Here is a 13,353-nt window from a genome sequence, read left to right on the forward strand (position 1 = left end):
CTCCTATGCTCGACGGATGGGTGAAATGCAGGGGCGAGAGCTCGAACTCGAGGTTACCAACGTCGCGCACGGCGGAATCTCGGTCGCGCGCCACGACGGACGGGTGGTGTTCGTCTCCGACGCGATCCCCGGAGAGCGCGTGCGGGCCAGGATCACCGAGGACTCGAAGAAGTCGTTCTGGCGCGCGGAGACGGTCGCGGTGCTGGAGCCCAGCCCACACCGTCGCGAGCACGTGTGGGCGGCCGCGGGACCGGGCCGCGACCCCCGGGACCGGGCCGGCGGAGCAGAGTTCGGCCACATCGAGATCGGCCACCAGCGGGAACTCAAGCGTCAGGTCATCACCGACGCGCTCTCCCGCTTCGGCGGGATCACCCGCGACGTCGTCGTCGAGGCGCTCCCGGGCGAGCCCGACGGCACCGGATGGCGCACGCGGGTGCGGCTGCACGTCGACGAGGACGGCGGCATCGGGCCGTACGCGGCCCGCTCGCACCGCGTCATCCGCGTCGCCGACCTCCCCCTCGCCACACCCGGGGTGCGGGAGGTCGCCCCGCTCGGCGACCGCTTCCCCGGAGAGCAGACGGTGGACGTGCTCGAACCGTCGGTCGGCGGGGCGAGACTCATCATCGGCACGCAGAAGCCCCTCACCATCACCGAGCGAGTGGGAGAGCGCGAGTTCACCCTCGACGACGGCGGATTCTGGCAGGTGCACCGGGCGGCGGCCACCACCCTCACCGACGCGGTGCAGCACGCGATCGACGACGCCCTCTTCGACCCTCGCGCGCACAACCTCGACCTGTACGGCGGCGTCGGCCTGCTCGCCGCCGCCGTCGGCGACCGCTTCGGCAGCGCCACCCGCATCACCACGGTAGAGAGCGATGCGGCGGCCACCGAGCATGCGGGGCGCAACCTCGTGGAATGGGTCGGCGCCTCGGCGGTCACGGCACGGGTGGAGCGGTGGATCACCGCCCTCGCCGGCAGCGCGGGCGAGGGCGAGCGGGAGCGAATGCGGGCGGGGACGGTCATCCTCGACCCGCCCCGGGCGGGCGCGGGCGCGGTCGTCGTGGAGGCCATCGCCGCGCTGCAGCCCGCCCAGCTCGTCTACGTGGCCTGCGACCCGGTGGCCCTCGCCCGTGACATCGGCTTGTTCCGCGAGCGCGGCTACGAGGTGGATGACCTGCGCGCCTTCGATCTCTTTCCCAACACGCACCACGTCGAGGCGGTCACGCGGCTGGTGCGCGCGTAACGTTGACGCCGCGGCGACGGGAATCGGTCGGTGCTGGGTCTGCCGACTCGCTCGGGCGGCCGTGGTATCCGTGCGCCCGGCGCATCTGCCGATACGATTGACACGGCAAGCAACACCGCCGAGGGGTAGACGGGAACGGGCATGGTCCAGACAACAGTGCACGAGGCAGGAGCCGACCTGCGACCGAGCGGGGTGCGTGTGGCTGTCGTCGACGACCACGAGTCGGTGCGACTCGGCCTCAAGGCCGCCTTCCTCGATGAGGGCTACGACTTCATCCTCGCCGCCGCGACGGTCGACGAGCTGATCCGCGATCTCGACAACCGCGAGGTCGACGTCGTCGTGCTCGACCTTTCGCTCGGCGACGGCTCGACCGTCACCGACAACGTCAAGCGCTGCCAGTCCATCGGTGCCGCCGTGCTCGTGCACAGCATCGCTGACCGGGTGGCGAGCGTGCGGGAGGCACTCGCCGCGGGTGCTGCGGGGGTCATCCCGAAGTCATCGGCGACCCGCACGGTGCTGCAGGCCGCGGCGACCGTGGCGCGCGGCGAGGTGCTCAACAACCTCGAGTGGGCCACCGCCATCGACGCCGACCGCGACTTCTCGAAGGCCCAGCTGGGTCGGCGCGAGCGCGAGATCCTCCACCTCTACGCCTCGGGGCTGCCCCTCAAGCTGGCGGCCGAACAGCTCGGCATCGGCTACTCCACCGCGCGCGAGTACCTCGACCGCATCCGCGTGAAATACGTCGAGGTCGGGCGCCCCGCGCCGACCAAGGTCGACCTTCTGCGACGCGCCGTCGAGGACGGCATCCTCCCGGGCCTCGATCCGGATGGCGGGGATGTCGTCTAGCGCGACCGGTCAGCGCGCTCCCGCGCAGATCAAGCAGCCGCGCAACCCGATCAGCCGCAAGCAGGTCGAGACGGTCATCTCGCGGTCCGTCGCCGCGTCGGGCTTCGTCTTCGGGGCCCAGACCGTCGGGCCGCTCCTCGGCCAGATCAACCAGGCGAACCCGATCTGGGTGGGCGCCATCGTCAGCGCCCTGTTCGCGAGCATCATCGTCTCGCTCATCGCCTCGATCGTGCAGCGTTTCGTGCGGCCGGGGCACGCGCTCGTCGCGATCGTCTACGTGATCGCCCTCGTCAGCTGGCCCTTCGCGGTGAGCGACCCGAGCGCCGTCACCAAAGACAATCACTGGCTCTACTACATGCTGACCGTCGGCACCGCGACGGCGGCCATCGCGTTCTCCACGCGCGTCTCGACGATCTACCTGTTCGGTGTGCCGATCATCTACGGCATCATCCGGCTCACCCCGCAGGGCGGGGGTGCGACCGCGCCGCTCGCCGCGCTCGACTCGATCTACGCGATCATCCTCGGCGCCGCGATCGTCATCATCGTGACGATGCTGCGCCAGGCCGCGGTGAACGTCGACACCGCGCAGGCGACCGCGCTCGACCGCTACAGCCACGCGGTTCGCCAGCACGCCACCGAGGTCGAGCGCGTGCAGGTCGACTCGATCGTGCACGACAGCGTGCTCACGACGCTGCTCTCGGCCGCGCGGGCGTACACGCCGGAAGCCAAGGAGCTCGCCGCCACGATGGCGGGCAACGCGATCGGCCACCTTCACGATGCCGCCCTCGTGCAGCCCGATGACGGCACGACCATGCGCTTGCGCGACATCGCGCGCCGCATCTCGGAGGCCGCCGCCGCCATGTCGCCGCCCTTCGAGGTGCGCGGTCGCGACGCCGGACCCCGGTCCATCCCCGTGCAGGCCGGCGAGGCGATCTACTCGGCCGCCGTGCAGTCGATGGTCAACAGCCTGCAGCACGGCGGCACCGAGCCGACGATCGAGCGCTGGGTCACGCTTCGCGGGATCCGCCCCGGCGGCATCGAGGTGGCCGTCGGCGACACCGGGGCAGGGTTCCGGGTCGACGCGGTGCCGACCGAGCGGCTCGGCGTGCGCGTGTCCATTCTGGAGCGCGTCTCGAACGCGGGCGGGACGGCGGTCATCACCTCCGCCCCCGGCGAGGGAACCCTGGTCACCCTGCGCTGGCCCGCGCTCACCCCAGCGCCCGTGATCGGCGAGGACGGCGAGCTCACCGCCGTGGATCGCGAGGCGCGTCGATGAACATCGGTGTTCCCCGCTACCTCATCGTCGGTATGGCGGGGTTGTTCTCCGGCTACCACCTGGTGCTGGCGACCTACTCGTTGCTCCGCAACATCCCGTTCAACGACGGGCCCATCTTCGTCGCGATGGCGCTGTACGCGATCGCCTCCATCATGAGCCTGGTGCCCTGGGGTCCGACCCGAATGCCGATCTGGATGGCCGGCTTCAACCTCGCCGTCGCCATCGCGCTGCCCCTGCTCGTCACTCACGAGCTCAACCCCGCCAAGAACAACGGCTACGGCACGTGGTACGTGGCCGCTGTCGGCACCCTGATGACGATCACCTCGACGCGGCGTCGGCACACCTTCGCGTGGATCGGCGTCATCTTCCTCGCCGTGCAGTCCGTGCTGTGGGCGGGCCCGGGGTCGCTCGCCGGCATCGGCGTCATCGGAAGCGTCGTGTGGGTCGCGGTCTCGCACATCCTCAGCTCGGGCATGGCCAAGGCCACCCGCGACGCCCAGCGCTTCGCTCTCGCCGAGCGCGAAGCGACCGACTGGCAGGCGGCGCAGGAGGCGCACGTCTTCGAGCGCCAGTTCCGGCTCGGCCAGACGAGCTCGATGGCGCTCGAAATGCTGCGGGTCATCGAGGCGAGCAACGGCAACCTCACCGACGAGCAGCGCGTCGAGTGCCTGCACCTGGAGGGCGCCATCCGCGACGAGATCCGTGGTCGCAAGCTCCTCAACGACGCCGTGCGGTCGCAGGTGATGCAGGCCCGGCGCCGTGGGGCGACGGTGACCCTGCTCGACGAGGGCGGCATCGACGACCTCTCCGACGAAGACCTGGATCGCGTGCTCAATCGCCTCGCCGCGGCACTCGACAGCACCGACGCCGACAAGATCATCGCGCGAACGGTGCCGGAGGGCTCCGACGTCGCGGTGACCGTCGTCGGCCTGCGCTCCGCCGCCGACGAGGACGCGGTCGCCCTCGGCCAGGACTCGTCCGAGGAGGACGAGGTCAGCCTCTGGCTGGAGATCCCCCGCACCGTCGCCTGACGGCGGCGGGCCGCCTTGCGCGAGTTGCTCGCCGCCTTCCGCGAGTTGCTCGCCCCCTCCCGCGAGTTGCTCGCCCCCTCCCGCGAGTTGCTCGCCCCCTCCCGCGAGTTGGCACTTTTTGTGCAACAACTCGCGTTCGCGGCCGGATTGCGCCAACTGGATGCGGCGCTCGCGTCTTGTTGCACGTTTTGTGCGACCTCGGGCGCGGAGGTGGCGAGTGTGGTCGGGCCGTCGAGGCCCGTCGTTTTTCTCCCTTGCCCCGCGAGTTGCTCGCCGCCTTGCGGGAGTTGGCACTTTTTGTGCAACAACTCGTGTTTGGGGCCGGATTGCGCCAACTGGATGCGGCGCTCGCGTCTTGTTGCACGTTTTGTGCGACCTCGGGCGCGGAGGTGGCGAGTGTGGTCGGGCCGTCGAGGCCCGTCGTTTTTTCCCTTGCCCCGCGAGTTGGCACTTTTTGTGCAACAACTGGCGTTCGGGGCCCGATTGGGACCACTTGGTGGGAGGGGGACGAGTTCTTGCACAAAAAGTGCCAACTCGTGGGGGACGTGGGCACGCTCCGCAGCGAGCACGCCCGTTAACGAGCAGAGGGGCCGGGAAGATTTCCCGGCCCCTCGCTAAGACCCGGGTCAGGGCGACAACCCGAATATCGCCCTGACCCGCCCCCAAGTCACTGGCCCGCTTACCCTAGTCGGCCAGTGATCTGGTGGTGTAACTCAAAGAGGAACACCTAGCAGAGTTAATAATGCCGGGACGGGGGCGTCTGCAAAAGTCGTCATTTAGGGGGACAACTGGGGGACAATTTTCTCTGAAAATCCCTGATTAGGGGCCAATTTACCCCCACTTTGGGTGGTAAGGCAACGGATTTCGGGGTACATATGCCCCAATTCTGCGGAAAAGTTCTGAGCCCGTGGGGATAGACCGACCTGTTCCGTAGGCGAATGCTTCGGATTTCGTTGAATGGGCACGTGCCCACAGGGTAAATCCGAAGAATCACCCCCATTCGGGTGACGGTATTCGGGCCGCGCCCCGGCCGCCCGCGCCTAGGTCCAGACGCCTGGGCGCGAGCCCGGTCCAGACGCGTGGGCGCGGGCCCGATCCAGACGCCTGGGCGCGGCCCCGGTCCAGACAGACGCGCGGGCCCGTCCCAGACGCCTGGGCGCAGGCCCGGTCCAGGCGCGTGGGCGCGAACCCCGGGCGCACCGCCCATCCCGTCGGGCGCACTACGCTCGCGCCCCATCGACCCGTCGGGCAGCATCACGCTCGCGCCCCAACGACCCGGCCGCGCGCCGGACGACCTCAGCCCGCGAATCCCCGCCACTGGCCGGCGCCGGGCGTCAGCGTTCCGCGAACCGATCGCTGGGTTCGCTGCCACGCGCTCTGCCCGCCGTGACTCTGGCGCCCCCGCTCGGCGGCAAGCTCGTCCAGCACGCCCGCGAGCACGGCGGTGACGGCCGCGAGCTCTTCCGCGTCGGGCGCTCCCGACACGACGACGAAATCGGCGAGAGTTGCGGCGTCGTCGGTCACAGCGGGATGTTCCCGTGCTTCTTGGGCGGCAGCGTCGCCCGCTTGGTGCGCAGGGCCCGCAGCGCCTTCACGACGACGACGCGCGTCGCGGCCGGTTCGATCACTCCGTCGAGCTCACCCCGCTCGGCCGCCAGGAACGGCGACGCGACGTTGTAGGTGTACTCGTTGGCGAGGCGCGTACGCACCGCCGCGACATCCTCACCGGCGACCTCCGCCGCGCGGATCTCGTTGCGATACAGGATGTTCACCGCACCCTGCCCGCCCATGACGGCGATCTCGGCCGTCGGCCACGCGTAGTTGAGGTCGGCGCCGAGCTGCTTGGAGCCCATGACGATGTAGGCACCGCCGTAGGCCTTCCGCGTGATCACGGTGACGAGCGGCACGGTGGCTTCGGCATAGGCGTACAGCAGCTTCGCCCCGCGCCGGATCACGCCGGTCCACTCCTGGTCGGTTCCGGGGAGGTACCCCGGAACGTCGACGAGGGTGAGGATGGGGATGGAGAAGGCGTCGCAGAACCGGACGAAGCGCGCGGCCTTCTCACCCGCCTCGATGTTGAGGGTGCCCGCCATCGCGCTCGGCTGGTTGGCGATCACACCGACCGACCGCCCCTCCACCCGGCCGAATCCGACCACGATGTTGGGTGCGTACAGCGGCTGCGTCTCGAGGAACTCGCCGCCGTCGACGATGTGCTCGATGACCGTCTTGACGTCGTACGGCTGATTGGGCGAGTCGGGGATGATCGTGTTGAGGCGACGGTCGTCGTCGGTGATCTCCAGCTCGACCGCGTTCTCGTAGACCGGCAGCTCCGCGAGGTTGTTGTCGGGGAGGTAGCTCAGGAGGGTGCGCGCGTAGTCGAGTGCGTCATCCTCGTCGCTCGCCAGGTAGTGGGAGACGCCCGAGATCTTGTTGTGGGTGAGCGCGCCGCCGAGCTCCTCCATGCCGACGTCTTCGCCGGTGACGGTCTTGATCACGTCCGGTCCGGTCACGAACATCTGGCTCGTCTTGTCGACCATGATGACGAAGTCGGTGAGGGCCGGGGAGTACACGGCGCCACCGGCGGCCGGCCCCATGATGATCGAGATCTGCGGGATCACCCCGGAGGCCTGCGTGTTGCGGCGGAAGATCTCGCCGTACTTGCCGAGGGCGACGACGCCCTCCTGAATGCGCGCCCCGCCCGAGTCGAGCATGCCGATGATGGGCACGCCGGTCTTGAGCGCCAGGTCCATCACCTTGATGATCTTCTCGCCCGCGACCTCGCCGAGGGAGCCCCCGAAGATGGTGAAGTCCTGGCTGTAGATCGCGACCTGGCGGCCGTGGATGGTGCCGGTTCCGGTGACGACCGCGTCACCGTAGGGGCGCTTCTTCTCCATGCCGAAGGCGTGGGTGCGGTGGCGCACGAACTCGTCGAGCTCGACGAATGAGCCGTGGTCGAGCAACTGCTCGATGCGCTCGCGCGCGGTCTTCTTGCCCTTCGAGTGCTGCTTCTCGATGGCGGCCTCGCCACTCGCGGTCACGGCCTCGTGATAGCGGGACTTCAGGTCGGCGAGCTTCCCCGCGGTCGTGAACAGGTCGGGCGTTGCATTCTCGGGGGTCACGGATTTCACTCTACTCAACACCCCCCAGCCCCGAGCGTTGTCGGAACCGCACAGAAACTCGCGCGCCCTGTTGCAGGATTCTCATTCGTCGCTTCACGGTCAGCCGACGTTCACCCGATCGAAACGCTGCCGATCCCCTGCCGCGCCTAGCGTGGGGAACTCCAGCGGAGAGAGCGATGGGGGACAGCCGGTGAGCGTGGTGGCGATCATCCCGGCCCGGGGAGGTGCGGTCGGCCGTCTCGGAGCGGATCTCGTGCGCGTCGGGGGAGCGACCCTCATCGCCCGGGCGATCCGGGCGGCGCGGGGGAGTGCGGCGGTCGACCGGGTGGTCGTCTCGACCGACGACCCCGTGGTCGCTGCGGAGGCCCGCGCCTCGGGGGCGGAGGTCCTCGTGCGGCCGGCCGAGCTCGCGGCGGCGCCCGCGGGGGTCGAACAGCTGCTGCTCCAGGTGCTCGACGCGCTCGGTGAGCAGCCGGGCATCCTCGTCGTGCTGCAGTCGACCTCGCCCTTCATCGCGCCGACCGATCTCGACGCCGCGATCACCCGGGTCGCGGCCCGCGAGTGCGACGTCGTGCTCTCCGCCGTGCCCACCCGATCCTTCCTCTGGCGTGCCGGCGCCCGTGGTCTGGAGCCCCTCGGTCACTCGCCCGCCGCCGGGTCGCGGCGCGAGGAGGCGCCCGCCCAGTTCGAGGAGACCGGCGCCTTCGCCGTGCTGGATGCCCGGGGCTTCCGCCGTGCGCGCCACCTCCGCTTCGGCACCGTCGCCGTGCAGCCCGTCGACCCGCGTCGAGCGATGGAGGTCGTGGACGACGCCGACCTCTCGATCGCGCAGGCACTCGCCCCCGTGTTCGCGAGCGACGAGCGGGTCGACGTCGACGCGCTCGTGACCGACTTCGACGGGGTGCACACCGACGACCGCGTCTCCATCGGCGGCGACGGGCTGGAGCGCGTGACCACGAGCCGAAGCGACGGCATGGGCATGGAGTTCCTGCGCACCGCCGGCTACCCGCTGCTCATCGTCAGCAAGGAGACCAATCGCGTCGTCACCGCCCGCGCGCGCAAACTGCACGTCGACGTGCGTCAGGGAGTCGACGACAAGGCGGCCGTGCTCGAGGCCTGGGCGAAGACGCGCGGGCTCTCGCTCGACCGCATCGCCTACATCGGCAACGACCTCAACGACCTGGCCTCGATGGGACTCGTCGGCTGGCCGGTCGCGGTCGCGGATGCCCACCCCGAAGTGATCCGGGCGGCGCGCATCGTGCTCACGCGCCCCGGCGGGCACGGTGCGATCCGGGAGTTCGCGGAACGGATGCTGCGCACGCGCACGGCGGCCTCCGGGGAGGGATGCGCGCAGCTAGCCTGAGTCGATGCACCTGCCGCTCAGCTCCGCGATCGCCGCCCGCCTCGACGTCGTCCACGACGTCGCCTCCACCAATGACGTGCTGGCCGCTCTCGTGCGCGAGGGCGATGTCGCCGACTTCACGGTCGTGACCTCGACCTCGCAACGGGCGGGGCGCGGCCGACTGGGACGGGCGTGGACGGCGCCGGCGGGCGGGATGCTCGCGACGAGCATCCTCGTGCGGCCCCGTCTGCCCGGCGCCGTCGCCGGCGCCGTCGCTCTGCCGACGCTCGGCTGGCTGCCGCTGCTCGCGGGCGTCGCGGTGGCCGACGCGGTCCGCTCACTCGTGGGCGACCATCGCACGACCGTCAAATGGCCGAACGACGTGCAGATCGACGGTCTCAAGGTGGCGGGGATCCTCTCCGAACTGCAGCCGGGCGCCGATTCGGTCGTCGTCGGCATCGGGCTCAATCTCAGCCTCACCGCCGAGCAGCTGCCGGTGCCCACGGCGACCTCGCTGCTGCTCGCCGGCGCCACCGAGTCGGGGGATGCCCTCGTCGACCTCGCCCTCAGCCGCATGCTCCTCCGTCTGCGCGAGCTCGTCGACGCGCTGATCGCCGCGGGCGGGGATGCCCGTGCCGCCGGTCTGCTCGACACGGTGAGCGCCGCCTGCGGCACCCTCGGCCAGCGGGTGCGGGTTGAGCTGCCGGGTGGCGACGACCTCGTCGGCGTCGCCCGATCTCTCGACGACTCCGGTCGCATCGTCGTCGTGCGCGAATCGGATGGCCGCCCGCAGGCTGTCGCCGCCGGAGACGTGACCCACCTGAGGTATGAATGACTCATGTCGGATGAGCCCACCGCCCAGGAACGCGTCGTCGCGCGCCTGCGTCCGCACGCCCGACGCATGCTGTGGCCGTCTCTGGCGCTCATCGTCATCGCCGGGGCGACCGGCTACAGCTACGGCCTGCTGCCCGAGCCGTGGCAGAACACGGGGATCCTCGCCGCGGGGGCACTGCTCGCCGTGCTGCTGTTCCTGCTGCCCCTGCTCTCGTGGCTGGGGCGCAACTACACGATCACCACCCGTCGGATCGTGCTGCGGCGCGGCCTGTTCGTGCGCGTGCGGCAGGAGCTCCTGCACAGCCGCGGCTACGACGTCACGGTGCGGCGGGCGGGCCTCCAGGGGGCGTTCCGCAGCGGTGACGTGCAGATCAACTCGGGGCTCGAGCATCCGATCGTCCTGACCGACGTCCCGGGGGCGGATCTCGTACAGGCGACCCTGCACGATCTGATGGAGGCGAACGCGAGCACGATCGCGGCCCGGCGTCAGCAGGTCGCCTCCACCGCGAACGACGAGACCACCCTCTGGGGGACGCGGTAACGGCGACTCCCGCTGTTTCCTAGACTGGTGACTTCGGTGCGCACCCCGACGCGCCAGCGGAGAGCAGGAGTTGCGAGTGAAGATCTCGGTCATCGGATGCGGTTACCTCGGCGCTGTCCACGCGGCATGCATGGCAGAACTCGGCCACGACGTCGTCGGCATCGACGTCGATCAGGCGAAGATCGACGCCCTCTCCGCGGGAACCGCGCCGTTCTTCGAGCCCGGTCTGCCCGAGATCCTGACCAGCTCCATGGCCTCCGGCCGGCTGCGTTTCACGACCGACATGGCCGAGGCGCAGGATGCCCAGGTGCACTTCATCGCGGTCGGAACGCCGCAGAAGAAGGGCGAATACGCCGCCGACCTCAGCTACGTGAACGCGGCGGTGACCGCGCTGCTGCCGCACCTCCGCGACGGAGCGCTCGTGGTCGGCAAGTCGACCGTGCCGGTCGGCACCGCGGCCCGCCTCGCCGAGCTCGTCGCGAGCGCGCCCGTCGACGCTGAACTCGCCTGGAACCCCGAGTTCCTGCGCGAGGGCTTCGCCGTGCAGGACACCCTCGGCCCCGACCGCCTCGTCTACGGCGTGCCCGCGACGGAGGCCCGCGATCGCGCGATCGCGCTCCTCGACGAGGTCTACGCCACGGCGCTCGCGCGCGACACCCCCCGGCTCGTGACCGACTACGCGACGGCCGAGCTCGTGAAGGTCTCCGCGAACGCGTTCCTCGCCACCAAGATCTCGTTCATCAACGCGATGGCGGAGATCGCGGAGGCGACCGGAGCCGACGTCACCCAGCTCGCCGACGCGATCGGCCACGACGTGCGCATCGGTCGGCGCTTCCTCAACTCCGGCCTCGGCTTCGGCGGTGGCTGCCTCCCCAAAGACATCCGTGCGTTCCGAGCCCGCGGTGAGGAGTTGGGCCTGGGCTCCTCGCTCGCCTTCCTCGGTGAGGTCGACGCGATCAACCTGCGCCGCCGCGACCGCATGGTCGAGCTCACGCGAGAGGCTCTCGGCGGGGATGTGACCGGCAAGCGCGTCGCCGTGCTCGGCCTCGCGTTCAAGCCCGACTCCGACGACGTGCGCGACTCGCCGGCTCTCGACGTCGCACGCCGGCTGCAGGACGAGGGCGCCATCGTCCTCGCCACCGATCCGGAGGCCATTCCGACCTCGCAGCGCGTGCACCCGGAACTGCACTACGCCGAGACCGTCGCCGAGGCGACCACGGGCGCGGATGCGGTGCTCGTGCTCACCGAGTGGAAGCAGTATCGCGCGCTCGAGCCGGCCGATCTGGCGGGGGCGGCGGGCACGATCATCCTCGACGGTCGCAACTGCCTCGACGTGGACCGCTGGCGCGGCGCCGGCTGGACCTACCGCAGCCTCGGACGCCCCTGAGCGGTCGCGCTCAGTTGCCGGCGGAGGCGGTGAGCGGTTCGCCGCTCGCGGCACCGGCCTCGCGGTGCGACGGCGCGACCTCGTCGTCGTCGTTCTTGAACACCCAGAGGCGGTAGAGGGCGAAGCGGAAGAGCGTGCCGAGCCCGAGCCCGATGACGTTCGACGAGATGTTGTCGGCGAGCGCCGAGGTGAGCCCGAGGGCGTAGTGGGAGATCCACAGGCAGGCGACGCCGATCCCCATGCCGACGAGGCTCACGACGAGGAACTCGAGCCCCTCGCGCACCGGGTGCTTGCGCTTCTCCTTGCGGAAGGTCCAGTAGCGATTGCCGAGCCAGTTGAAGACGATCGCGACGCTCGTGGAGACGACCTTCGCCCAGATCGGACCCTCGTGCACCTGATCGGGGTTGAACACCGTGGCGCGCAGCAGGTTGAACACCGAGAGGTCGAGCACGAATCCGCCGGCGCCGACCACGCCGAAGCGGGCGATCTGGGCGAAGAGGGTGCGCATGCGGTCATCCGTCGATTGGGGAACAATGGGGGTGAGGCGGTTGGCAGTCTAACGGCCGAAACACGCCTGTTTGCTGGGGGCGAGCACAGGTCGCACGATGGGCGGAGAGACATGAGAATCGGCGTAATCGGTGGCGGACAGCTTGCACGCATGATGATTCCGCCCGCTGTGGAGCTCGGCGTCGAACTGAGAGTCCTTTCAGAGAGCGAGGGCAGTTCGGCGATCCTCGCCGCGACCGCCGTCGGCGACTACCGCGACGCCGAGACCGTTCTGGCCTTCGCGCGCGAGGTCGACGTCGTCACCTTCGACCACGAGCACGTGCCGCAGGAGGTGCTCGCCGCGCTCCTCGCGGAGGGCGTTGTCGTGCGTCCCTCGCCCGCGGCGCTCGCCGTCGCGCAGAACAAGCTCGTCATGCGCGAGCGCCTCACCGCCCTCGGCGTGCCGTGCCCCGACTGGGCCCGGGTCGAGAGCGCGGATGACCTCGCCGCCTTCCTCGCCGATCACGGCGGCGCGGCCGTCGTCAAGACCCCGGTGGGCGGCTACGACGGCAAGGGCGTGCGCGTCGTTCACGACGCCTCCGAGGTCGCGGACTGGTTCTCGCTCGGCGGCCCCCTGCTCACCGAGGAACTCGTCAGCTTCCGACGCGAGCTGGCCCAGCTCGTGGCTCGGCGGCCCTCGGGCGAGGTCGCCGTCTGGCCCGTGGTCGAGTCGATGCAGCGCGACGGCGTGTGCGCCGAGGTCATCGCCCCGGCGCCCTCCTCGGTCGGCGCGATCGCCGACATGGCCTGCGACATCGCCACCACCATCGCGGAGAAGCTCGACGTCACCGGCGTGCTCGCTGTGGAGCTGTTCGAGACGACGGATGACCGCATCCTCGTCAACGAACTCGCGATGCGCCCCCACAACAGCGGCCACTGGACCATCGACGGCTCGCGCACCAGCCAGTTCGAGCAGCACCTGCGCGCCGTGCTCGACCTGCCGCTCGGGGCGACCGGTACCCACCGCGAGTGGACGGTCATGGTCAACGTGCTCGGCGGCCCGATCGGCGCGGCTCTCACGGATCGCTACGCCTCGGCGATGGCCGACCAGCCCACCGTCAAGTTCCACGGCTACGGCAAGGAGCCGCGCGCCGGGCGCAAGGTCGGTCACGTCACCGCCATCGGCGACGAGCTCGACGAGGTCGTGTATCAGGCGCGCGCCGCTTCGGCGTTCTTCGAGGGGTGACA

Annotated in this window: 12 protein-coding genes; 9 read left to right on the forward strand and 3 right to left on the reverse strand. The window is 70.2% G+C overall.

Going from position 1 to position 13,353, the window contains the following annotated elements; translation table 11 throughout:
* The first annotated feature begins 16 nt into the window (after nucleotides 1-16).
* The 4 genes from G3T37_RS08075 (at nucleotide 17) to G3T37_RS08090 (ending at nucleotide 4,396) form a co-directional block, all read left to right on the forward strand.
* Nucleotides 17-1,243: a class I SAM-dependent RNA methyltransferase gene (locus G3T37_RS08075; protein ID WP_163472985.1), complete on the forward strand. Its 1,227-nt coding sequence runs from the start codon at nucleotides 17-19 to the stop codon at nucleotides 1,241-1,243.
* A gap of 141 nt (nucleotides 1,244-1,384) precedes the next feature.
* Nucleotides 1,385-2,089, forward strand: a complete 705-nt coding sequence (locus G3T37_RS08080) for a response regulator transcription factor (RefSeq protein ID WP_163472986.1) — start codon at nucleotides 1,385-1,387, stop codon at nucleotides 2,087-2,089.
* The gene (locus G3T37_RS08085; protein WP_179465115.1) at nucleotides 2,079-3,365 is read left to right on the forward strand and encodes a sensor histidine kinase; all 1,287 of its coding nucleotides are present in this window, start codon (nucleotides 2,079-2,081) and stop codon (nucleotides 3,363-3,365) included. Before G3T37_RS08080 ends, G3T37_RS08085 begins: the two co-directional genes overlap by 11 nt.
* Nucleotides 3,362-4,396, forward strand: a complete 1,035-nt coding sequence (locus G3T37_RS08090) for a hypothetical protein (RefSeq protein WP_163472987.1) — start codon at nucleotides 3,362-3,364, stop codon at nucleotides 4,394-4,396. The genes G3T37_RS08085 and G3T37_RS08090 overlap by 4 nt, the downstream gene beginning before the upstream one ends.
* A 1,296-nt stretch (nucleotides 4,397-5,692) precedes the next feature.
* Here the strand turns inward: G3T37_RS08090 and G3T37_RS08095 are convergent.
* Both G3T37_RS08095 and G3T37_RS08100 read right to left on the reverse strand, forming a co-directional pair.
* Nucleotides 5,693-5,920, reverse strand: a complete 228-nt coding sequence (locus tag G3T37_RS08095; RefSeq protein WP_163472988.1) for an acyl-CoA carboxylase epsilon subunit — start codon at nucleotides 5,918-5,920, stop codon at nucleotides 5,693-5,695.
* Nucleotides 5,917-7,515 carry an acyl-CoA carboxylase subunit beta gene (locus G3T37_RS08100; protein ID WP_163472989.1) on the reverse strand — a complete coding sequence of 533 codons (1,599 nt, stop codon included), beginning with the start codon at nucleotides 7,513-7,515 and terminating at the stop codon, nucleotides 5,917-5,919. Before G3T37_RS08100 ends, G3T37_RS08095 begins: the two co-directional genes overlap by 4 nt.
* Nucleotides 7,516-7,666: 151 nt before the next feature.
* On the opposite strand from G3T37_RS08100, the gene G3T37_RS08105 reads away from it, so the two are divergent.
* From G3T37_RS08105 to G3T37_RS08120, 4 genes are all read left to right on the forward strand, one after another.
* A complete protein-coding gene (locus tag G3T37_RS08105; protein WP_338401217.1) occupies nucleotides 7,667-8,878 on the forward strand; it encodes a cytidylyltransferase domain-containing protein in 1,212 nt (403 codons plus the stop codon).
* A gap of 4 nt (nucleotides 8,879-8,882) precedes the next feature.
* Nucleotides 8,883-9,692 (forward strand): biotin--[acetyl-CoA-carboxylase] ligase, encoded by an 810-nt coding sequence (locus G3T37_RS08110; protein WP_163472990.1) that lies wholly within the window; start codon nucleotides 8,883-8,885, stop codon nucleotides 9,690-9,692.
* Between the two features lie 3 nt (nucleotides 9,693-9,695).
* The gene (locus tag G3T37_RS08115) at nucleotides 9,696-10,232 is read left to right on the forward strand and encodes a PH domain-containing protein (RefSeq protein ID WP_163472991.1); all 537 of its coding nucleotides are present in this window, start codon (nucleotides 9,696-9,698) and stop codon (nucleotides 10,230-10,232) included.
* A gap of 76 nt (nucleotides 10,233-10,308) precedes the next feature.
* Nucleotides 10,309-11,619, forward strand: coding sequence for a nucleotide sugar dehydrogenase (locus G3T37_RS08120; protein WP_163472992.1), 1,311 nt, complete (start codon nucleotides 10,309-10,311; stop codon nucleotides 11,617-11,619).
* A gap of 10 nt (nucleotides 11,620-11,629) precedes the next feature.
* Here the strand turns inward: G3T37_RS08120 and G3T37_RS08125 are convergent, their stop codons facing one another.
* Nucleotides 11,630-12,127 carry a GtrA family protein gene (locus tag G3T37_RS08125; protein WP_163472993.1) on the reverse strand — a complete coding sequence of 166 codons (498 nt, stop codon included), beginning with the start codon at nucleotides 12,125-12,127 and terminating at the stop codon, nucleotides 11,630-11,632.
* A 111-nt stretch (nucleotides 12,128-12,238) separates the two neighbouring features.
* On the opposite strand from G3T37_RS08125, the gene G3T37_RS08130 reads away from it, so the two are divergent.
* Nucleotides 12,239-13,351 carry a 5-(carboxyamino)imidazole ribonucleotide synthase gene (locus G3T37_RS08130; protein WP_163472994.1) on the forward strand — a complete coding sequence of 371 codons (1,113 nt, stop codon included), beginning with the start codon at nucleotides 12,239-12,241 and terminating at the stop codon, nucleotides 13,349-13,351.
* Nucleotides 13,352-13,353: the final 2 nt, after the last annotated feature.

The sequence above is a fragment of the Galbitalea soli genome, assembly GCF_010686725.1.
Classification (GTDB): Bacteria; Actinomycetota; Actinomycetes; order Actinomycetales; family Microbacteriaceae; genus Galbitalea; species Galbitalea soli.

Excerpts from the sequence above, each read along its gene's own strand:
- G3T37_RS08075 (WP_163472985.1), top strand. The coding sequence starts at position 17 with ATGGGTGAAATGCAGGGGCGAGAGCTCGAACTCGAGGTTACCAACGTC.
- G3T37_RS08110 (WP_163472990.1), top strand. The coding sequence starts at position 8,883 with ATGCACCTGCCGCTCAGCTCCGCGATCGCCGCCCGCCTCGACGTCGTC.
- G3T37_RS08085 (WP_179465115.1), top strand. The coding sequence starts at position 2,079 with ATGTCGTCTAGCGCGACCGGTCAGCGCGCTCCCGCGCAGATCAAGCAG.
- G3T37_RS08090 (WP_163472987.1), top strand. The coding sequence starts at position 3,362 with ATGAACATCGGTGTTCCCCGCTACCTCATCGTCGGTATGGCGGGGTTG.
- G3T37_RS08130 (WP_163472994.1), top strand. The coding sequence starts at position 12,239 with ATGAGAATCGGCGTAATCGGTGGCGGACAGCTTGCACGCATGATGATT.
- G3T37_RS08080 (WP_163472986.1), top strand. The coding sequence starts at position 1,385 with ATGGTCCAGACAACAGTGCACGAGGCAGGAGCCGACCTGCGACCGAGC.
- G3T37_RS08115 (WP_163472991.1), top strand. The coding sequence starts at position 9,696 with ATGTCGGATGAGCCCACCGCCCAGGAACGCGTCGTCGCGCGCCTGCGT.
- G3T37_RS08125 (WP_163472993.1), bottom strand. The coding sequence starts at position 12,127 with ATGCGCACCCTCTTCGCCCAGATCGCCCGCTTCGGCGTGGTCGGCGCC.